Source organism: Yinghuangia sp. YIM S09857, from assembly GCF_051388915.1.
In the GTDB taxonomy this organism is placed as follows: Bacteria; Actinomycetota; Actinomycetes; order Streptomycetales; family Streptomycetaceae; genus Yinghuangia.
The window spans coordinates 11,994-32,362 of sequence record NZ_JBPKBH010000022.1 but is presented as its reverse complement, the minus strand read 5'-3'; the positions used below and the strand labels follow the sequence as shown (position 1 = coordinate 32,362).

Sequence of the window (20,369 nt, the reverse complement as noted above, 5' to 3'; positions counted from 1 at the left end):
GGCAAGCGCGCGAATGTCGGGAAAATCGACCCTGAGGCGGAGCCGGACGAGCGGAAACGGCCGGTATTATCAGACGATCCGTCACCTGCCATTGCGCGAGTCCCTCAATTCTCGTGTGGCAGGACAGTGCGGCAGTCGGGCAGGGGCAGCGCGGTATTCAGGGCAGGCGGGGTGCGCGTGGCGGCGAGGACGCGGACGGACCGATGGTCCGTGGGTCGACGACGGCCCGAAACGCGCGCGGCGACCGCATGGCGGCACCCCCGCAGTCCCCGAGGCCCCCGGGGCCGCCGTTCCGGCGAACCGCCCGCCGAACCCCACCAGGCTTTGCGGCACTGGGATTTGCCCGATATGTCGAGACGCCCGGGGGGTTCCTGACGTCGCATCGGAAATCCCGGTTCCGGACACCGACGAGTGGTGCACACCTGTTACCTAACCGCCGTGCCTCGCGTACGGCGGACCTGGGACGATCATCTGCGGGTCGCACACACGTCACGTCGGAGCACCCCACCCCTAGACCAGTACCAGGTCGGCACCAGTACGGCGGAAGCATGAAAGGAGGCGGCCGGTGGGAGTGACGTACGAGTACTTCGGCGCGCCGGACCGCGCCGCCGCCGCTCGGGTCCCCCCGCTCATCGACCCCCTCGACCCGTGCGAGCCGCGCGAGCGGCCCAGCAACTCGTACATCAGCAACGTCAAACCGGAGACGGTGAGCGCGATGGTGCTCTCGCTGCTGGGCGACACCCCGCGCGACGCCACTCCGCCGCTGGAACTGGTGGTGCTGCATCCCGCGCACGCCGTAATGCAGCTCCCGCCGATACTGCTGGAGGTGCTGCGCAACGCGACGGACGAGGAGTTGGGCGCGGCGGCGTTCATCTGGTCGACCGTGCCGGACCGCAGGATCCCCAGGGACGCGTACCTCCTCTACCGGATGCTCCACGACTGGACCGCGTTCGCGCACGAACTGCACCGCGCGGGCGACCAGTTGTACTGCCTGATGCACTCCTGAACCGCCGCCGGCCGCCGGCCGGGCGCACTCGGGGTCCGCACCCGGAATCCACCCCCTGGACCCGCGCCTGACACCGGAACCGCCAGGTGGCACGTGTCGACACGAGGCGCCTCCCGACCCCGGGAGGCGCCTCACGTGCGTCCGGCCCCCGGCCGACCTTGATGCGGCCCTGATCCGCTCCGCGGCCCGACTCGGACCCGACTCCGACCCGACTCCGACCCGAGCCCGGTCCGATCCCGGCCCCTCCCTGATCCGACTCCCACAGAAATCCGTTCTCTAACCCACTTGAGTTATTAACCCACGCGCTTTAACTTGAGCCCATGAGCGTGGAGACGGTGGCCGGGAACGGCCGGGGCGCGGCGGCCCGGCTCGGCATGATCGAGGTGGCGGAACGGCTGTTCGCCGAACGCGGCGTGGACGGTGTGTCGCTGCGCGAGATCGGCACCCAGGCCGGCCAGCGCAACACCGCCGCCGCGCGGTACCACTTCGGCTCCAAGGAAGCCCTGGTCGACGCGGTGTTCCGGCACCGCATGGAGCCGATCAACGCGCGGCGCCTCGCGTACCTCGACACCCTCGACCAAGACGGGCGCGGCCACGATGTCCGGTCGCTGGTCGAGGCGTTCGTGCACCCGCTCGCCGATACCGCGCTCGGCGAACCCGGCAACCCGTCCTGGTACCTGCGCTTCTGCATCAACGCCGGGCTCCTCGAAGGCATCGCGGTCGCCGACCTCGGCCGCGAGGAGTGGACCCGCGGCGTGCACATCGTCCGCACGCGCCTCCTCGGCCTGCTCGACCAGGTGCCGCAACCCCTGCGCGCGGACCGCTGGATGCTGCTGGCGGGGTACGTCGGCCACGCCCTCGCCAGCCGCGAGACCTTCATCCAGTACGGCCGGGCCGCGAGCCTCACCCCGCACCCGGTGTTCCTGTCCCACCTCACCGACACCGCCGTCGCCCTCACCACCGCACCCGTCTCCCCCGAGACCGCGGCCCACCTGCACCAGAACCGGAGGACACCGTGACCGCCACCAGCGAGACCACCGCAGCCGCCAGCGAACTCGGCCTGGACATACGCCCCATGGCCGGGCACATCGGCGCCGAGATCCTGGGCGTCGACCTCTCCGCCCCGCTCGACCCGGCGCTGATCGCCGAGATCCGGGCGACGCTGCTGAAGTGGAAGGTCGTCTTCTTCCGCGACCAGGACATCACGCAGGCCCAACACCTCGCGTTCGCCAAGGCGTTCGGCGAGCCCACCAAGGCGCACCCCACGCTGCCCTCGCAGTTCCCCGACTACCCCGAGATCCTGCTGCTCGACAATCAGCAGATGGCCGGCGGAGAAGGCAAGAGCCGGGAAGGCAAGAGCGGCGGCGGTATGGGCGCCGGCGGCCTGGGCGGCGGCAGTTCGGTGGAGAGTCGCTGGCACACCGACGTCACGTTCATCCCCAACCCGCCGATGGGCTCCATCCTGCGCGGCGTCGTCGTGCCCCCGTACGGCGGCGACACGCAGTGGACCAACCTCGCCGTCGCGTACGAGCGCCTCTCGCAGCCGATCAAGGACGTCATCGACGGCCTGCACGCCGTGCACCACAACACCCTTCCCATGAAGCGCGGCGAACTGCCCGGCCAGCTCGCGAAGGTGTTCCTCGGCGACGGCATCCGCTCGGTGCACCCGGTCGTGCGCGTGCACCCGGAGACCGGCGAGAAGATCCTGTTCGTCAACCCGAACTTCACCAGCCACATCCTCGAACTCACCCGCAACGAGGGCCGCCACCTCCTCGCGCTGCTCTACGAGCACATGCAGGACGCCGAGTTCACCGTGCGCTTCCGCTGGCAGCCGGGCAGCATCGCGTTCTGGGACAACCGCGCCACCGCGCACCTGGTGCCCACCGACGTCCCGGCCGGGATGCACCGCTCCATGCAGCGCATCACCATCGCCGGCGACCTGCCCAAGGGTCCCGGCGGCTTCGAGTCGCACGCGCTCGAAGGCTGATCCACCGGCACCTCCGGGTGCGGGGCGCGCGGCGGCCTACCCCCGCGTACCCCGCACCCCAGCCCGGACCGGGGCCGATAATGACGCCGTGACCCACTCCAAGTCCGGGCGGGACGAGGCCGCCCAGTCCGCGGAACGCGTCTCCCCCCTCGAACTGTTCTTCGACCTCGTCTTCGTCTTCACCGTCACCCAGCTCACCGCGGCGATCGCCCACGACCTGGACCTGACCGGCATCACCCGCGTCGTGATCATGCTCGCGGTGCTGTGGTGGATGTACAGCGGGTACGTGTGGCTCAACAACGCCGTCCCCCCGGTCAGCCCCGCCCGCCGCTGCCTGCTGATGGTCGGCATGGCCGGGTTCCTCGTCGTCGCGCTGGCCATCCCGCACGCCTTCGTCGACGGCGACAGCGCCACCGCGTTCGGCTGGGGCTACCTGGTGGTCACCCTGGTGCACACCGCGATGTTCGCGACCTCCGGCGCCGGACGCGCCGAACTCGCGCGCGTCGCACCCGTCAACCTGGCGAGCGCCGTCCTCGTGGTGGTCGGCGCGTTCCTGGAGGACACCACGCAGATCGCGACCTGGGCCGCGGCCGCCGTGGTGCAGATCGCCTCCCCGCACCTGGTCGACGCGATGCGCGCTCCGCTGCGGGCGGGCCACTTCGTGGAACGCCACGGCCTCGTCGTGGTCATCGCGCTGGGCGAGTCCGTCATCGCCATCGGCGCCGGGGCGCAGGGCCTGGAACTCGACCTCCAGCTGATCGCCACCGCCGTGCTGACGCTCATGCTCTGCTTCGCGCTGTGGTGGGCCTACTTCGGGGACGAGGAGGAGGCGCGCACCGCGGAGGCGATGGGCGCGCTGCCGCCGCGCTCCCGCAACCTCCGGGCACTGACCGTGTACCGCTACGGCCACTACGCCATGCTGCTCGGCATCCTGCTGTTCGCCGCCGGGGTCAAGAGCGCCGTCGCGCACCCGGCCGACCGCCTCGACGCGGCGCAGGCCTGCACGCTCGCGGGCGGACTCGCGCTCTTCCTGGCCGCCAACGTGGTGACCCGGCTGACCTTCCGCACGCGTCCGAACGGCTACCGGGTCGGCGCCGTGCTGTTCCTCGCCGCCACCATCCCGCTCGGCATGCTGGCCTCGGCGCTCGCCGAAGTCGCGGCCATCGTCGCGGTGTTGACCGTGGCCGGGGCGATGGAGACGCAGCGCTACCGGGACCCGCGCGAGGCCGCCGCCGAGACGGAACCCGGCGGCGGTCTCCCCATCTAGCCGGCGCGGGACGGGACCGCTGCCGGGACCGGGCCAAAAGCCCGGGGAACACGGGAACACGGGAGCCCGGGGAAGACGGGAGCCCAGCAACTCACGGGCTCAGGAGCCCCGCGGCTCAGGCCCCCTGCGACGCCTTGACCGCCACGTCCTTCGCCCACCGGTAGTCCGGCTTGCCGGCCGGGGAGCGCGGCACCGAGTCGACCACCACCAGCTCCCGCGGCACCTTGTAGCCCGCGATCAACGTGCGGCTGTGCTCCGCCAGTTCGTCGATCGTCACGGCGTGGCCCTCGCGCACCGAGGCCACCGCGGCCACGCGTTCGCCGAAACGGGCGTCCGGGACGCCGACCACGACCACGTCGTACACCGCCGGATGCGCCTTCAGGACGCCCTCGACCTCCTCCGGATACACCTTCTCGCCACCGGTGTTGATGCATACCGAGCCGCGGCCGAGCAGGGTCACCGTTCCGTCGTCCTCGACACGTGCGTAGTCTCCGGGCACCACCCAGCGCACGCCGTCCGGGTCCACCGGGAAGGTCGCGGCGGTCTTCTCCGGGTCCTTGTAGTAGCCGACCGGGATGTACCCGGTCCGCGCCATCCGGCCGGTCTCCCCCGGGCCCACCGGCCGCAGGTCGTCGCCGAGCACCGCGGTCTTCGGCTTGAGCGGGAAGCGTCCCTCCGCGTTCTGCGCGCTGCCCGCGCCGAACTCCGAGGCGCCGAAGCCGTCCGAGATGAGCAGCTCCGGCAGCAGACCGCGCAACTGGTCCTTGACCGCGGGCGACAGCAGCGCGCCGCCGGAGCCGATCACGCGCAGGCTGGACGCGTCGTACCCGCCCTTGGCCAGCTCGTCCGCGATCGGGCGCGCCATGGCGTCGCCGACCAGCATCATGGTCACCGCGCGCTCACGCTCGACGGTGCGCAGGATCTCCGCGGGGTCGTAGCGGTGGCCGGTCCACAGCACCGCCGTGCCCGCGCTCATCAGCGTGATCCACGTGACCCACTGGCCGTTGCCGTGCATCAGGGGGGTGGTCAGCATCTGGACGACGGCCGGGGACTCCGCCTTCCGCGCCAACTCGCCCGGTTCGGCGATCGGTTCGCCGCCGAAGTTCCCGCCGCCCATCGCCGAGCAGAAGATGTCCTCGGCACGCCACTCGACACCCTTGGGGAATCCGGTGGTGCCGCCCGTGTAGACCATGTAGCGGTCGTCAGGGGACCGCGGGCCGAACTCCCGGGCGGGCGAGGCGGCGTCGAGGGCCTTCGCGTAGTCGAGCAGGGCGAGCGGGCGCCCGTCGGGGCCGGTCAACGCCACGGGGCCGCCGTCGGTCCCGTCCTCCAGCGTGAACACCGTGCGCAGCAAAGGCGCGTCGGGCGACACGGAGGCGACCTTGGGCAGGTACTCGCGCTCCACGACCAGCGCCTTGAGGTCCGCGTTGTCGAAGATGTAGCGCAACTCGTCCTCGACGTAGCGGAAGTTCACGTTGATCGGCACCGTGCGCGCCTTGAACGCGCCGATCATCGCCTCCAGCCACTCCGCGCGGTTGCGGGCGTACACGCCCACGTGGTCGCCCGGTTCGAGGCCGGCCGCCCGGAACGCGTGTGCCACGCGGTTGGCCCGCTCGTCCAGTTCGCGGTACGTCAGCCGCACCTCGCCCGCGACGAGGGCCGTGCGGTCCGGACACGCGTCCGCCACGACCTCGAAGAGGTCCGCCAGGTTGAACGTCGGTGCCACCGTGCTCAGCTCCCCTCGGCGACGACGCCGCGCAGCCCCTCCGGGCCGAACACCGGCTCCAGGACGCTGCTGAAGTCCGGGCCGCGGCGCAGGTGGTGGCCGCCGTCCACGTTGATGACCTGCCCGGTGATCCAGGTGGACTGCGGGCCCACCAGGAACGCCGCGAGCGCCGAGATGTCCTCGGTCTCGCCGAACCGGCCGAGCGGCGTGCACTGGAGGTAGTCGTCCAGCAGCGGGCCGCCGTCGGTGATCATCTGCACCATGTCGGTGCGCACCAGGCCGGGCCGGATGCTGTTGACGCGGACGCCGCTCGCGCCCAGTTCGTCGGCGGCCAGTTGCACGAGGTGGTCGATGCCGGCCTTGGAGACGCCGTAGGCGCCGAACCAGCGGTGCGTGTTCGACGACGCCACCGACGAGATCGCCACGAACGAGCCGCCGCCGCCGCGCACCATGTGCCGCGCGCTGTGCTTGAGCACCAGCATCGTCCCGGTGACGTTGAGTTCGACGGTGTCGCGCCAGCGCTGCGTGTCGATCTGGGTGATCGGGCCCATCGTCGAGTTGCCGCCCGCGGAGGCGACGACCGCCTTGAGCGGGCCGACAGATGCCGCCTGGTCCACGGCGGCCTTGGTCTGCGCCTCGTCGGTGACGTCGGCGACCGCGTACCCGACCCGCACGCCCGGGGCCGCGGCCTTCTCGATCTCGGCGACCGCGCCCTTGAGCCGGTCCTCGCTGCGGCCGGCGATCGTCACGTGTGCACCCTCGGCGGCGAACCGCAGCGCGCAGCCCAGGCCGATGCCGCTGCCGCCCCCCGACACGAACGCGGCGGAACCCGAAAGCGGAAGCTCGGTGGTGGTCACTTGTTCTCCTCGGAAGTGGTGGGCCACAGCGGGGCGGGGACCTCGAAGCCGGCCGGGGCGCCCCAGACGTTGCGGTACGCGACCTCGTGCGCGGGCGTCCGGGCGGCGACCCCCCACCGGCCCGTCGGGTAGCCGAAGGACACGCAGCACGCCATGTGCCAGCGCTCGTCGGCCGGAACGCCCAGGATGCGGGCGACGTCCGCGCGGTGTGCGATGCCGAGCACGGCGGTCAGCGCCGACCCGACGCCCTCGGCGCGGGCCGCCAACTGCGCGCTCCACACGGCCGGGAAGATCGACCCGCCGGTGGAGTCGTGCTGGGCGAAGCCGAACAGGAACAGCGGGACCTGCTCGAAGTTGTCGGCGAGCCACTGCGACGAGCGCTGCACGCGGAGGAACTGCTTGGACTCGTCCGAGTCCGGGTCCGCCTCGGCGGCGGCGATCCTGGGGGCGTACAGCGTCTTCCACAGGTTGGCCATCGCCTCGCGGTACAGCGGGCCGATCTGCGCCTTCACGCCCGGGTCGTCGACGAGCAGGAACCGCCAGCTCTGGGAGTTGCCGCCGCTGGGCGCGCGGACCGCCGCGTCGAGGATGCGGGCCTGCACGTCGAGCGGGACGGGCTCCGATGTGACCCGGCGCATGGCACGTGTCGTATAGAGCGCCTCGTGGATGTCCATGGGTCTGGGGGTCTCCTTGCTGGGTCGCAGGTGGGACGCCGCGGGGGCCGGTTCCGGCGGTTCCGGTTCCGGTTCCGGTTCCGGCCGGGTCAGACCACGGCGCCGGACGCGCGCAGCCGGGCGATCTCGTCGTCCGGCAGGCCCCACGCGGCGAGCGCGGCGTCGGTGTCGCCGCCGTCCTCCGCCGGACCGGGGTTGACCGGACGGGTCGGAACGGCGGCCGGCGTACCGGCGAAGCGCGGCGCCGGGGCCGGCTCGGGCATGCCGTCGATGTCGTGGAAGGCCCCGCGCGCGACGTGGTGCGGGTGGGCCGGGGCCTCGGCGGGGGCGAGGACCGGGGCGAAGCAGGCGTCGGTGCCTTCGAGGAGTTCGCACCACGCGTCGCGGGTGCGCGTCGCGAACACCTCGGCGAACCGGGCCTTCATCGCGGGCCAGGCGGTGCGGTCGTACTGCTTCTCGAACGCCGGGTCGTCGGACAGGCCGAGGCGGGCCAGGAGTTCGGCCCAGAACTGCGGCTCGATCGAGCCGACCGCGACGTACTTGGCGTCGGAGGTCTCGTAGACGTCATAGAACGGCGCGCCGCCGTCCAGCAGATTGGTGCCGCGCGGGCCGAGCCCGCCGCTCGCGGCCATCGTGAACCAGGTCGCGCCGAGCAGCGCGGCGCCGTCGATCATCGCCGCGTCCACGACCTGGCCCCGTCCGCTGCGCGAGGCCGACAGAAGCGCGCTGACCAGGCCGTACGCGAGCAGCAGTCCGCCGCCGCCGAAGTCGCCGACCAGGTTGAGCGGGATGCTGGGCGGCTGACCCGCGCGGCCGATCGGCTCCAGCATGCCCGCGAGCGCGATGTAGTCGATGTCGTGCCCGGCGGCCTTCGCGAGCGGGCCGTCCTGGCCCCAGCCGGTGAGCCTGCCGTAGACCAGGCGCGGATTGCGCTCCAGACACACGTCGGGGCCGAGGCCCAGGCGCTCCATGACGCCCGGCCGGAAGGGCTCGACGACCGCGTCGGCGCCGTCGATCAGGCGCAGCGCGGTGGCGACGCCGTCCGGGGCCTTGAGGTCGACGGCCGCGGAGCGCTTGCCGCGGTTCATCGGGTTGCGGGACGGTCCGTTGAACCCCTTGCGGGCGGTGTCGGCGCGGTCGATGCGCAGCACGTCGGCGCCGAGGTCGGCGAGCAGCATGCCGCAGAAGGGGCCGGGCCCGAGGCCCACGAACTCGACGACACGGATGCCTGCAAGGGGTCCCACTATGCCTCCCGGCCTGGCTTCGGTTGAGACACGTGCACACGATCTGACGAGACGTCAGACTAGACTTCAGTCTCATCCGGAGGCAAGATCGCACCATGGCCCCGTCCGACACCACCATCACCCTGACCCGCGCCCTCACCCGCGACCAGCAGGCGCGGCGCGAACGCCTGGTCAGGGCGGCCCTCGAACTCGCCGCCGAAGGCGGCTACGCGTCGGTGACCATGCACGACGTCGCGGACCGCGCCGGGGTGGCCCGGGCCACGGTCTACCGCTACTTCACCTCGAAGGACCACCTGCTCTCCGAGGTCTCCGCACTGTGGATCGGCCAGGTCATCGACGGCCTGACCGACCAGTACCTGCCGGACGACGGGGCCGGGCGGCTCGCCACCATGCTGTGCCGCCTCGTCGAGGTGAGCGCCGAGCACAAGCTGCTCACCGAGGCGATCCTCCAGGCGGCGACGTCGCGCGACCCCTCGGCGGAGTCCTCGCAGCGCACCTTCGCGGGCACCATCGTGCGCATCACCGACCTCGCGCTCGGCGTACCCGCGACCCCCGAGGAACAGGCGCGCATCGCCGACCAGCAGACCGTCCTCGGGCACGTGCTGCTCTCCGGCCTGCTGAGCCTGTCGCACCGGGGGCGGAGCACAGAGGAAGTGCAGGAGCTCATGCGCACCGCCGTACGGCTGGTGCTGTAGGGCCCGTTCGCCCCCCGGGGCCCGACCGGCCCGCCCCGCACGACACGTGACACCTGTGACCCGCCAGGGAGGCCACCGATGACAGAGCCGGCGACGACCGGGCCCCAGCGCCGCATCAACCTGCTCGACCGCGACTGGTACGCGGGTGACCCGTACGCCGACTACGCCTGGCTGCGCGAGAACGCACCGGTGTACTACAGCGAGGAGGCCGGCGTCTGGGGCCTCACCCGGCACGCCGACGTCCTGATGGCCGAGCGCAGCCCGGACATCTTCTCCTCCGCGGCGGGCTCCCGGCCCAAGGTCGGCCCGCAGCCGTCCATGATCGACTCGGACGACCCGCAGCACTTCCGCCGCCGCAAGCTCGTCTCCAAGGGCTTCACGATGCGGCAGATCGCGTCGATGGAGGACCACGTACGCGAGATCGTCACCACGCTCATCGCGCGCATGCTCGCCCAGCCGGAGCGCCGCGCGGACCTGGTGCGGCAGTTCGCCGCGCCGCTGCCCATGACGATGATCGGCGAGATGCTGGGCGTGGACCACGACCACCTCGACCAGCTCCAGCACTGGGCCGACGTCATGGTGATGCTCTCCGACGGCGGCGAACTCAGCTACAAGGCCGGCGAGGCGTTCACCGAATACGTCGAGTACACCACCAAGGTCATCGAGAACCGCCGGGCGAACCCGGGCGCCGACGACCTCATCGGCATCCTCGTGCACGCCGAAATCGACGGCGAGAAGCTGGACTTCAGCGAACTCATCGGCGAATCGCTGCTGTTGCTCGTGGGCGGGAACGAGACCACGCGCAACGTCATATCCGGCGGCCTCGCGCAGCTCATCGCGCACCCCGGCCAGATGGAGAGGCTGCGCACCGACCCGTCGCTGATCCCGGGCGCGGTGGAGGAATGCCTGCGCTGGGTCTCGCCCATCGTGAACATGGCCCGGCAGACCACGCAGGACGTCGAACTGCACGGCGTCACCATCCCGGCCGGCGAGACCGTCATGCTGCTCTACGGCGCGGCCAACCGCGACGCGGAGGTGTTCCCCGACCCCGAGGTGTTCGACGCGTTCCGTACGCCGAACAACCACCTCGCGTTCGGCAACGGGCCGCACTTCTGCCTCGGGGCGTCGCTGGCGCGGCTGGAGATCAAGGTGGCGTTCGAGGAGATCCTGAAGCGGCTGCCGGAGCTCGCGCTGGAGGAGGGGGCCACGTTGCACCACCATCCCAGCTCGTTCATCCGCGGTCTGGCCGAGATGCGGGTCACGTTCTGAGGTGGGTCTCGGCTCTGGGCTCGGCTCTGGCCACGGGCTCAGGGGGCCGGCTCCAGTGCCTGACTCGGGCCCCCGGCTCTGACTCTCGGCTCCGGCTCTCGCTCTCGTGAGCAGCTCCGGTTCCTGGTCACTCGTTCCTGGCTCCTCGTTCCTGGTTATTCGTTGCCGGCTCCTCGTTGCCGGGGCGTCGGGCGTTGCTGCCGCGTCCGGGGTCTCACCGGGGCGGCTGGATTCGGTGGGTTCGATCCCGCCTTCGGTGTCGCGGCGTTTCCCGGCGCCGCGGAGATGCTCCGGGCGGCGGCGGTGTGCGCGGGTCACGGGAGCACCCGCACACCGCCGCCGCCCGGACCGGTAAGGCACCTTCCCGCGGGCCGGTCGGCCGTTCCCGCCGACGGCTCGGGGCGGTGGCNCCCCCCCCCCCCCCCCCCCCCCCCCCCCCCCCCCCCCCCCCCCCCCCCCCGGACCGGTAAGGCACCTTCCCGCGGGCCGGTCGGCCGTTCCCGCCGACGGCTCGGGGCGGTGGCGCGGGTGTGTGGCCCGGCAGCGTGATCAGGCCGAGCCGACGACGTGATCAGGACAATCAGCGCCCCGGCCCCCAAGAGACGTATCCTCACCCGTGGTGCCGCGGGGAGCGTCGGGACGATCGGGGGAGACAAGGGGGCATGCCGGGTGCGAGCGCTTGAGCGGGACGACCCGCGGGAGATCGGCGGGTACCGCCTGCTGCGCGTTCTCGGGGCGGGCGGCATGGGGCGCGTGTACCTGGCGCGCAGCCCGGGCGGACGCACCGTCGCCGTCAAGGTGATCCGCCCCGAACTGGCGGACGACGTCGGCTTCCGCAACCTCTTCCGCCGCGAGGTGGCGGCGGCGAAGCGCGTCGGCGGGGCCTGGACCGCGCCCGTCATCGACGCCGACACCGAGGCGTCGCGCCCGTGGCTGGTCACCGGATATGTCGCCGGACCGTCGGTGTACGAGGCGGTCGAGCGCCACGGGCCGCTGCCGGAGTCGTCCGTACGCACGCTGGGCGCGGGCCTGGCCGAGGCGCTCATCGCGATCCACGGGACCGGGCTCATCCACCGCGACCTCAAGCCGACCAACGTGCTGCTGTCGCTCGACGGGCCGCGCGTCATCGACTTCGGCATCTCGCGGGCCCTGGACGCGAGTGTGCACACCCGTACCGGCGCCACCGTCGGCTCACCCGGCTTCATGTCCCCCGAGCAGATCGACGGACGCGACGTCGGCCCCGCCACGGACGTCTTCTCGCTCGGCTCCGTGCTGGTCTTCGCGGCCACCGCCGAGGGCCCCTTCGGGGCGGGCAGCGGACAGGCGCTGATGTTCCGGATCGTCTCGAAGTCCCCCGAACTGGGCGCCGTACCACCGGCGTTGCGCGATCTCATATCCGCGTGCCTGGCGAAGTACGCGGGCAACCGCCCCACTCCGCAGGAACTCCTCGCGCACTTCGCCCCCGAAGGCTCCACCGCCGCTCTCGTCGCACCCGGCTGGCTGCCCGGCCCGCTCACCACCGACCTGAGCCGCCGCGCCATCGCGCTCCTGGAGATCGACGAACTCGCCGGCGACGACATCGCCCCACGCGAGGACTGGACCTCCGCGGACCACTGGCCGTCCCTCAAGACCGCACCCACGCAACCGCCTTCGCAGTACGACGAGACCCGCCCGCCGTCGCGCGCGCCGCGCAACCCGCCGCCGATGCCGCAGGTGGCACCGCAGGCGGGGGCGGCCCCGCGGATGCCGTCCACCGCACCTCGGCCGGCGGCGCCGCCGTTCGCCCAGGCAACGCCCCCCGTTCCCGCAGCCGCAGCCGCAGCGCCCCCCGCGGCTCCCCCGGCTCCCCCGGCCCCGCCGCCTCCGTCCGGCGCACCGGTGCTCGGCGTACCGGCGCCCTCCCGCGAGTCGGCCACCGCCCCCGTGCCGGTCTTCGCGGGCGCACCCGTACCACCGCCGGCCGGCGCCCCGCACGAACTCCGCCCGGCGCCCGAGCCGTTCCCCGCGCCGCGGAAAAAGGGCGAGCGGCGCGGCACGCCTTGGCTCTACCTCTCCGCCATCGCGGGTGCGATCGCCATCATCAGCACCTCGGCGCTGATCGCCCGCTCCGACGCCGCGGACAAGGACACCCCGTCCTCACCCCCGGCCAACTCCCAGGACTCCCAGGCCCAATCACCCCAGGACGCCGTCCCCGCCCCGAACTCCCCCTCGGGCGCGGGCTCTTCGCCCCCGGCCAACGCAACCGGCAACTCCGCGGCCAAGATCCCCGACGGCTATCTCGGCAAGTGGACCGGCACCATCGTCTCCGCGTCGGACCGCGAATCCGCCTTCACCATCACGCTGCACCAGTCCGACGACAACGGCGTCGTCGCCGAAACCGTCGCCGACATCCCGGAACTGGCCGAGAACTGCACCAGCAACTCCCGCCTCGTCTCGGTCGACAACAACGGCGTCAAACTCCAGGACATCCCCGACGGCCGCCCCCAACCCAGCGTCCTCGGCATCGCCGCCTGCTCCAACGGCGGCCAGATCACCCTGAAACTCGACCCCGCCGGCAACACCCTCAACTGCGTCATCACCAGCACCGCATCCGGCAACCCCAAAGGCACCCTCCGCCGCACCTGAGACAAGCCGACACGCAGGCAGATAACCCGATCGGATGATCAGCAGCCGTTTCCGATGACGAACACGCGTTCGCGCCGGACGGTTGGCCCATGAGATTCATGGACCTCACCCAGCCCGAGTACTCCTACATGTTCGCCTTCCTCCAGGCCGACGGCTCACTCTCCGCAGGTCGCGGGGACAAGGGAAAGCTTGCCGTCGAACTCGCCCGAAGGGACCACGAAATCCTGCTGCGGTTCCAGGAGTTGTGCCCCTTCCCCAGCAGCGTGCGCGATCGCACGCGCAACACCAACTTCAAGGACAACCACCAGGCGAGCACGTGGACCATGTGCTCGTTCGAGGGGCGGATGATGCTCTTCGCACTGGGCATGCCCTACGGCAGGAAGTCGAAGATCATCAGGCCGCCCACCGGGCCGCACCAAGCACGGGACTACGTGCGCGGGTTGGTCGACGCGGACGGCTCGGTGGGCTTCACCGCGAAGGGGCTGCCGTTCGTGGGCCTGACGACGTCGAGTGACGAGATCGCCCGCTACTTCGCAGAGTTCTGCAGCACCGTCAGCGGCGCGGAGCGCAACCCCGGCCGCAACCGCAGGGACGACGTCTACAACATCCTGTACACGGGCGAGCCGGCGCCGATCCTCGCGGAACACCTCTACTACGAAGGGGCCCTTGCTTTGCGGCGCAAGTCCGAAGTGGCCTGCGGCGTACGAGCGTGGCGGAGGCCGAAAGACATGCGGGCACCCGTCTCCCGCCGCAAGTGGACGGACGACGAGGATGCCGTCGTGGTCGCGCATCCGCCTGCTGTCGCCGCCGAGCTGCTCAATCGCACCGAACGGAGCTGCGCGATGCGCACCTGGCGGCTTCTGGGTCCGGCAAAGCCGCGCGTCCGGTTTCCGAAGTGACCGTGAAATGACGATGGCGGTCGGCCTTTTCGACCGACCGCCATCCTCGTGCCTCAGCCCTTGACCGTGATCAGGGGCTTGAGGTGCGTCACCACCTCGACCAGGTCCTCCTGCTGACGCATGACCTGCTTGATGTTCTTGTACGCGCCCGGGATCTCGTCCAGGACGCCGGCGTCCTTGCGGCACTCGACGCCTTCGGTCTGCGCGGCGAGGTCCCGCACCGTGAAGCGCTTCTTCGCCGCATTGCGGCTCATCTTGCGACCCGCACCGTGCGACGCCGAGTTGAACGCCGCGGCGTTCCCGAGACCGCGGACGACGAACGAACCCGCCGCCATCGACCCGGGGATGACGCCGAGGTCCCCCTTGCCGGCCCGGATCGCGCCCTTCCGCGTGACCAGGAGGTCCACACCGTCGTACGTCTCCTCGGAGACGTAGTTGTGGTGGCACGAGATGCGCTCGTCGAAGGTCACCTTCCGCTTGCGGAAGTAGTCCCGGACGACCTGCTCGTAGAGCCCGAGCATGACCTCGCGGTTGAGCCGCGCGTACTCCTGCGCCCAGTAGAGGTCCCGGCGGTACGCGTCCATCTCGGACGTCTTGGCCAGGAACACCGCAAGGTCGCGGTCCACCAGGCCCTGGTTGTGCGAGAGCGAGCGCGCGACGCCGATGTGGTGCTCGGCCAGTTCCTTGCCGATGTTGCGCGAACCCGAGTGCAGCTCAAGCCAGATAGCACCAGAGCTGTCCGAATTAAGAGCAAGGTGGTGATTCCCGCCGCCGAGGGATCCGAGCTGATTAGCAGCCTTTGTCCGCCGCGCGTGAACCTCCGGCGCGAGGTCGTCGAAGCCGCCCCACAGGTCGTCGAACGCCTGCATGTCGAGCCCCGGGAGCTTGCCGACGTCCACCGCGTCGCCGTGCGCGTGGTAGCCGACCGGGACCGCCGCCTCGATCTTGGAACGCAGGGGCGCCAGGTCGTCGGGCAGGTCGTTCACGGTCAGCGACGTGCGTACCGCGGAGACGCCGCAGCCGATGTCGACGCCGACTGCGGCCGGGCATACGGCGTCCTTCATCGCGATGACGGAGCCGACGGTGGCGCCGCGGCCGTAGTGGACGTCGGGCATGACGGCGAGGCCGTGCAGCCACGGGAGGGTGGTGATGTTGCGGAGCTGGTCCATGGCCTGGCCCTCGACGGCGGCCGGATCGGTCCACATCTTGATCGGGACGTCGCGTGCCCCGGGGACTTCGGTGTACGTCATGAGTCTGCAACTCCAGTGGTCTTCTACAAGTCTGTGCCACGTCCGCGGGTGTGCGGTAGGGCGCCGTGGCGGGCCCGAAGTCGGTGAGAGGCCGTGCCGGAGGGATGCCGGGAAGGTCCGCGGTCGGGACGGCGGTATGAGGGTGAGGGGCCGTCCCGGCCTGCGGCCGGGCCGTGCACCCGGCGCTGCCGGGGCGGCCCCTCGGGGCGACCGCCGTGGGATGGCGGTCGCGGAAAGGAGCGGAACGGGGTTACCTGCGTCGGGCCGAGGCGCCGCACCTGCCGGAGGGGCGTCGGCCTTGTTCGCGGAACCGCACCGGACCGCTCCTTTCCTGGGAGCGCGGCTGCCACGGAGGTGGTCCGGAGCCGCGCGGGACTGCTGACGTGGTCCATCAACCCATGCCATGCGGCGTGTCCGCAAAGGGTTTTCGCAGGTGCGGGGGCGGTCGGGGGGTGTTCGCGCGGGCAGCTGCGGCGGGGTGATTTCCGCGCGTAGATCACCGTGACACCGTCCGGGTGATCCGCGTATGTTGAGCACACATGGTCACTGTCGGGGTCATCGCGTCGGTTGTCGCCATCGTGGCGCTCGCCCTCGCGCGGCTGGGCGGTAGATCGGCCCATGCGACCGAGGTGACCTGCGCGGATGTCATGGACCGTCGCGGCCGGGCGGTCGTGTGCGGGGTGGTCGAGCCGCTGTGCGACGGGTTGGTCCACGCCCCGGTGTCCGGCCGCTCGTGCGCGTGGTTCACCAGCACGGTGGTCGAGTACTGGGTCGAGCGGGACCACGACCGGGTGCGCGATTTCGACGGCGACGGGCCGCTGCACCACGGCGAGATGCGGCCCGCCCGCCGTGGGCGTGGGCGCACCGAGAAGCAGGCGTCCCAGCGCCCTTTCCTGATACGCGACGACACGGGCGTGGTGCGCGTGGACCCCGCGGGGATGCGGGTGGGGTACCTGCCGGTGTCGGTGCGCGACAGCGTGAGCGGGATCCCGTCGTCCGGGGGCGCGATAGCGGTGGACTTCGCGCCGGGTGCGCGGCGCATGGGCCGGTCCTCGCGGTTCGACCGTACCGAGGTCGTGCTGCTGCCGGGCGAACAGGTGTACGTCACCGGCCAGATCGTGCGCGGCCGCGACGGTACGCCAATCCTCGGCGGCCGCGGTCTCACCGTCTCGCGCCGCAGCCCCGCCGAGACCGCCCGCCTTCCGCACTTGAGAGCACGCGCCGGCTTGACGCTCGGGGCGGTGGCGGGCCTGATCGGCGTCGCGGCACTGGTGGCGGGGTCGGCGCGGCACTGAGGCGTACGTCCCGCACCGACCATCCGGCAAAGAGCCCCGCCCGAGAGGCGACTGCGCAAGGACCCGGCCGGACGACCGCGCAAGCTGCCGCGTCAGGCGAAGACCACGGTCCTGCTCCCGTTGCGCAGGACGCGGTGCTCGGAGTGCCACTTGACGGCCCGGGACAGCGCCTGGCACTCGACGTCGCGCCCGACGGCGACGAGGTGTTCGGGGGTGACCGCGTGGTCGACGCGTTCGACCTCCTGCTCGATGATCGGGCCTTCGTCGAGGTCGGCGGTGACGTAGTGGGCCGTGGCGCCGATGAGCTTCACGCCGCGCGCGTGGGCCTGGTGGTACGGCTTGGCGCCCTTGAAGCTCGGCAGGAAGGAGTGGTGGATGTTGATCGCCCGGCCCTCCAACTCCTTGCACAGGTCGTTGGAGAGCACCTGCATGTAGCGGGCCAGCACCACCAGTTCGACGTCCAGCTCGCGGACCAGGGCCAGCAACTGGGCCTCGGCCTCGGGCTTGGTGTCGCGGGTGACCGGGATGTGGTGGAACGGGACGCCGTACGACGCCGACAGCTCCGCGAAGTCGCGGTGGTTGGACACGACCGCGACGATGTCGATCGGGAGCGCGCCGATGCTGGCACGGAAGAGCAGGTCGTTCAGGCAGTGCCCGAACTTGCTGACCATCACGACCACGCGCATGCGCTCGTCGGCGTCGTGGATCTGCCAGTCCATCTGGAAGGACGCGCCGACCGCCCCGAATCCGGCGCGCAGGGCGTCGAGGGTGACCGCGTCCTCGGCCGTGAAGTGCACGCGCATGAAGAACAGTCCGGTGTCGCGGTCGCCGAACTGCTGGCTGTCGACGATGTTGCAGCCGGTCATCATGAGGAAGCTGGCGACCGCGTGCACGATGCCGCGCTTGTCGGGGCACGACAGGGTCAGGACGTACTGGTCGCGCGGCGCCGGTCCGGTTCCGCCGGTACCGACCGCTCCACCGTCGACCGTCGGCGGTACGGGGTTCAGCGGCTGGTCGGACATGCCGGCGCCTTCCTCTCAGGTGGGGTCACGCGTGGGTCTCGCGTGCGGTAGCGCGTTGTGGGTCGTGCGGTCCGGCGGACGGCGTGCCGCGGTGGGTCCGCGCGTACCGGATAGTCCACCAGGATCGCACGTCGCGGCGGGTGGTCAGCGCCCGCCGGTCCGGATGCGGAGGACTTCGAGGGTGTCGGGGCGGCGTTCGGCGTCGTCCTCGTCGGTGCGCGACAGTTTCTCGTGTGCGGCGCGGGCCTTGTGCACGACGTCGCCCCAGCCCGGATGGCCGAGGTACGCGGAGGCGGGGGCGTCCTCGCCCACCTCGTGCAGCACCGCGAGAACGGCCAGCACGGCCTGGTCGACGGCGTCGGCCTCCTCGCCGTCCGTGAAGATCCGGCCGATGTACGTCGCGGCGGACCAGCGGTCGAGCCAGGTGTCGCCGACGAGCCGGTACACGGCGTCGGTGACGGTGCCGTACTCGGACCGCCCGGTCAGCCAGCACTCCTGCTGGAACGAGTGGTCGCCGAACATGTGCAGCGAGGAGCGGACCTGGGCCCGCCAACGCCACCACGGGACGGTGTTCTGGCGCATACGTGCCATGGTGGCGTTCCCCGCCCTCTCCCCGCCGCCGGATTCACCGGATTGTCGTGCGAACGTAACCCCGCCCGGTCACGAAACGGTCGGACCGGGACCCCCGAGGATCATGCCGCAGCCGATGCCTCCGGCACCACATCGGTCGGTGCCGCACCGGATGGCGCGCATACCGGGCGGCACGCCCGTCAGACCGGCACGACGGTGAGGTTGCTCTTCTCCCGGTCCTCGACGACCACGGAAGTGACTTTGTACTCGGGGTTGGCGGCGGTCCAGGCGACGACGGCCTGGGCGAGGGTCTCGGCGGCATCCCGCGCCTGGCGGGCCTCCGCGGTGGAGTAGTCCGCGGCGGTGTGGGACGGCAGGTCGCTGGTGACGATGACCTCGACGTGCCCGACGATCACGGCGAGTTCGGCCCGGGTGACGCCGACGCCGGTCGCGGTGGCCTTGAGGTGGGCGAGCAGGCGGTCCGCGTAGGCCGCGCGCTTGCCGTGCTCCTCGTTACGTGTCGGGACAAAAGCGATTTCCGCGGCTTGGACGTCGCGGTGGCCGACGGGGTGGATCGCGATCAGGTCGACCTCGGGTTCGCCGGGTTTGTCGGCTGCCCAGTCCTCGGCTTCGGCGGCGAGTTTGTCGAGCCGGTCGTGCGCGTCCTGGGCGGGGTCGGACGTGTCCTCGTCGGGGAAGTACGGCAGGTCGGTGTCGACGTGGACGATCAGGTCGCCCTTCTCCTCCACGACCTCGGCTTTGAGCGCATGGACGCCCTGCGAGGTGGTCCTGAGATGGGCGAGCAGTTGGTCCGTGTAGGCGGTGGTGGCGGGATTCACCGCCTTGCCCCCTCCGGTCCCGTCGCTCTTTTTGTCCTCGGAGCAGCCCGCGGCGGTGACGGCCACGACGACGGCTGCGGCAAGTGCGGCGAGGCGGCTCGGTATGCCGGCCTGGTTCATGTGTGCGCTCCCCCGGTTCCGTGCGCTGAGGCGCGCAAGCGTACCGAGCGCGGGACGTGCTCCGCGTCAGGGTCCGTGTGTTGCGGCAGGGTCCGCGAGTGCCTGGTCGTAGCGGGTGAGGATGAGGCGGGCCAGGGACGGGTGGGCGCCGAGTGGGGCGGCGGTGGCGGTGGCTCCGGAGGCGGCGGCTTTGCGGGCGAAGTGGCCGGGGCTCATGAGGTAGCCGGAGACCGCGATGTTGCGGATTCCGTCGGCGCGGAGGGCGGCGACGGCGTCGGCCGGGGTGGGGGTGCCGGCGCAGAGGTAGGAGGGGACGACGGGAAGTCCGGTGTGGGCGCTGAGGATCCCGGCCATGCGGGCGGTGTCGGCGTTGGCGCCGAGGTCGGTGGATCCGGCGGCGGCGAGGACGATCGCCTGGCAGTCGGCGCCGGGGCCGACACCGGAACCGGAACTGAGGTCGGAACTGAAGTCGGGGCCGGAGCCGGAGCCGAAGCCGGGACCAAGGTCGGGGCCGGAGCCGGGACCGGGCAGGTTGTCCACAGGCTGTGGACCGTGCGGCGGCCAGGCCGCGGAGAGCCGTTCGCCGAGCACTTCGGCGAGCAGCGGGTCGGGGCCGAGCACGCGGGCCACGCGGGCCTGGACCTGCGGCGCGGTGGCGAGAGCCGCGGGTATGTCCTCGCGCACGTGGTAGCCCGCGCCCAGGAGAAGGGGTACCGCGACGACCGGCCCGGACAGGCGCGCGAGCGTGTCGGCGAGCAGGGGTTCGGCGACGTCGACGTACCCGAGTTCGACGGTGAGGCCGGGACGCAGCTCCCGCACGAGGTCGAGCAGTTCCGCGACGGCGGCGCGGCCCTCGGGGTCGCGGGTGCCGTGCGCGACGGCGAGGAGGGGGACGGGTGCGGTCGGCCGGGTGGAATGCTCGGAGGTTGTTGCGGTCCCTCGACGGGCCAGTGACTCCGGGGGCGTCGGAGCTGCGGGTCGCGGTCTGGCTTGCGCCACGCCTTGCGGACTGCCCGGACTGTCT

General features: G+C 71.7%; 18 protein-coding genes. 9 read left to right on the top strand and 9 right to left on the bottom strand.

The window, feature by feature from the left end; translation table 11 throughout:
• Positions 1 to 565: 565 nt before the first annotated feature.
• The 4 genes from ACRX5S_RS33470 to ACRX5S_RS33455 all read left to right on the top strand — a co-directional run bounded on the left by ACRX5S_RS33470 (position 566) and on the right by ACRX5S_RS33455 (position 4,260).
• Positions 566 to 1,006: a hypothetical protein gene (locus ACRX5S_RS33470; RefSeq protein WP_231778897.1), complete on the top strand. Its 441-nt coding sequence runs from the start codon at positions 566 to 568 to the stop codon at positions 1,004 to 1,006.
• A gap of 320 nt (positions 1,007 to 1,326) precedes the next feature.
• Positions 1,327 to 2,025, top strand: coding sequence for a TetR/AcrR family transcriptional regulator (locus tag ACRX5S_RS33465; RefSeq protein ID WP_436776955.1), 699 nt, complete (start codon positions 1,327 to 1,329; stop codon positions 2,023 to 2,025).
• Positions 2,022 to 2,993 carry a TauD/TfdA dioxygenase family protein gene (locus ACRX5S_RS33460; protein ID WP_436776954.1) on the top strand — a complete coding sequence of 324 codons (972 nt, stop codon included), beginning with the start codon at positions 2,022 to 2,024 and terminating at the stop codon, positions 2,991 to 2,993. Before ACRX5S_RS33465 ends, ACRX5S_RS33460 begins: the two co-directional genes overlap by 4 nt.
• Before the next feature lie 88 nt (positions 2,994 to 3,081).
• Entirely contained in the window at positions 3,082 to 4,260 is a 1,179-nt protein-coding gene (locus tag ACRX5S_RS33455; RefSeq protein WP_436776953.1) for a low temperature requirement protein A, read from the top strand.
• Positions 4,261 to 4,375: 115 nt separating this feature from the next.
• On the opposite strand, the gene ACRX5S_RS33450 is transcribed toward ACRX5S_RS33455, so the two are convergent.
• The 4 genes from ACRX5S_RS33450 to ACRX5S_RS33435 form a co-directional block, all read right to left on the bottom strand.
• Positions 4,376 to 5,986 (bottom strand): acyl-CoA synthetase, encoded by a 1,611-nt coding sequence (locus tag ACRX5S_RS33450; protein WP_436776952.1) that lies wholly within the window; start codon positions 5,984 to 5,986, stop codon positions 4,376 to 4,378.
• 5 nt (positions 5,987 to 5,991) lie between these two features.
• Positions 5,992 to 6,843, bottom strand: coding sequence for an SDR family oxidoreductase (locus tag ACRX5S_RS33445; protein ID WP_436776951.1), 852 nt, complete (start codon positions 6,841 to 6,843; stop codon positions 5,992 to 5,994).
• Positions 6,840 to 7,517 carry a nitroreductase family protein gene (locus ACRX5S_RS33440; RefSeq protein ID WP_436776950.1) on the bottom strand — a complete coding sequence of 226 codons (678 nt, stop codon included), beginning with the start codon at positions 7,515 to 7,517 and terminating at the stop codon, positions 6,840 to 6,842. Before ACRX5S_RS33440 ends, ACRX5S_RS33445 begins: the two co-directional genes overlap by 4 nt.
• Positions 7,518 to 7,606: 89 nt before the next feature.
• On the bottom strand, positions 7,607 to 8,761 hold the full coding sequence (locus tag ACRX5S_RS33435) for a CaiB/BaiF CoA transferase family protein (RefSeq protein WP_436776949.1): 1,155 nt from the start codon (positions 8,759 to 8,761) through the stop codon (positions 7,607 to 7,609).
• Positions 8,762 to 8,856: 95 nt separating this feature from the next.
• Between ACRX5S_RS33435 and ACRX5S_RS33430 the strand changes: the two genes are divergently transcribed.
• The 4 genes from ACRX5S_RS33430 to ACRX5S_RS33415 all read left to right on the top strand — a co-directional run bounded on the left by ACRX5S_RS33430 (position 8,857) and on the right by ACRX5S_RS33415 (position 14,249).
• Complete coding sequence (locus ACRX5S_RS33430) at positions 8,857 to 9,456, top strand: TetR/AcrR family transcriptional regulator (RefSeq protein ID WP_436776948.1); 600 nt, start codon at positions 8,857 to 8,859, stop codon at positions 9,454 to 9,456.
• Positions 9,457 to 9,534: 78 nt separating this feature from the next.
• On the top strand, positions 9,535 to 10,725 hold the full coding sequence (locus ACRX5S_RS33425; RefSeq protein WP_436776947.1) for a cytochrome P450: 1,191 nt from the start codon (positions 9,535 to 9,537) through the stop codon (positions 10,723 to 10,725).
• 669 nt (positions 10,726 to 11,394) lie between these two features.
• On the top strand, positions 11,395 to 13,350 hold the full coding sequence (locus ACRX5S_RS33420; protein ID WP_436776946.1) for a protein kinase domain-containing protein: 1,956 nt from the start codon (positions 11,395 to 11,397) through the stop codon (positions 13,348 to 13,350).
• Positions 13,351 to 13,439: 89 nt separating this feature from the next.
• Positions 13,440 to 14,249, top strand: coding sequence for an LAGLIDADG family homing endonuclease (locus tag ACRX5S_RS33415; protein ID WP_436776945.1), 810 nt, complete (start codon positions 13,440 to 13,442; stop codon positions 14,247 to 14,249).
• 53 nt (positions 14,250 to 14,302) lie between these two features.
• Here the strand turns inward: ACRX5S_RS33415 and ACRX5S_RS33410 are convergent, their stop codons facing one another.
• Positions 14,303 to 15,499: an RtcB family protein gene (locus ACRX5S_RS33410; protein ID WP_436776944.1), complete on the bottom strand. Its 1,197-nt coding sequence runs from the start codon at positions 15,497 to 15,499 to the stop codon at positions 14,303 to 14,305.
• A gap of 539 nt (positions 15,500 to 16,038) precedes the next feature.
• Here ACRX5S_RS33410 and ACRX5S_RS33405 point away from each other — a divergent pair.
• Positions 16,039 to 16,794, top strand: a complete 756-nt coding sequence (locus ACRX5S_RS33405) for a GIDE domain-containing protein (RefSeq protein ID WP_436776943.1) — start codon at positions 16,039 to 16,041, stop codon at positions 16,792 to 16,794.
• A gap of 92 nt (positions 16,795 to 16,886) precedes the next feature.
• On the opposite strand, the gene purU is transcribed toward ACRX5S_RS33405, so the two are convergent.
• From purU to ACRX5S_RS33385, 4 genes are all read right to left on the bottom strand, one after another.
• Positions 16,887 to 17,816, bottom strand: coding sequence for a formyltetrahydrofolate deformylase (purU, locus tag ACRX5S_RS33400; protein ID WP_436776942.1), 930 nt, complete (start codon positions 17,814 to 17,816; stop codon positions 16,887 to 16,889).
• A 144-nt stretch (positions 17,817 to 17,960) separates the two neighbouring features.
• A complete protein-coding gene (locus tag ACRX5S_RS33395) occupies positions 17,961 to 18,407 on the bottom strand; it encodes an SCO4402 family protein (protein ID WP_436776941.1) in 447 nt (148 codons plus the stop codon).
• A gap of 179 nt (positions 18,408 to 18,586) precedes the next feature.
• The gene (locus ACRX5S_RS33390; protein ID WP_436776940.1) at positions 18,587 to 19,345 is read right to left on the bottom strand and encodes a hypothetical protein; all 759 of its coding nucleotides are present in this window, start codon (positions 19,343 to 19,345) and stop codon (positions 18,587 to 18,589) included.
• Between the two features lie 66 nt (positions 19,346 to 19,411).
• On the bottom strand, positions 19,412 to 20,344 hold the full coding sequence (locus ACRX5S_RS33385) for a sirohydrochlorin chelatase (protein WP_436776939.1): 933 nt from the start codon (positions 20,342 to 20,344) through the stop codon (positions 19,412 to 19,414).
• Between the last annotated feature and the right edge of the window lie 25 nt (positions 20,345 to 20,369).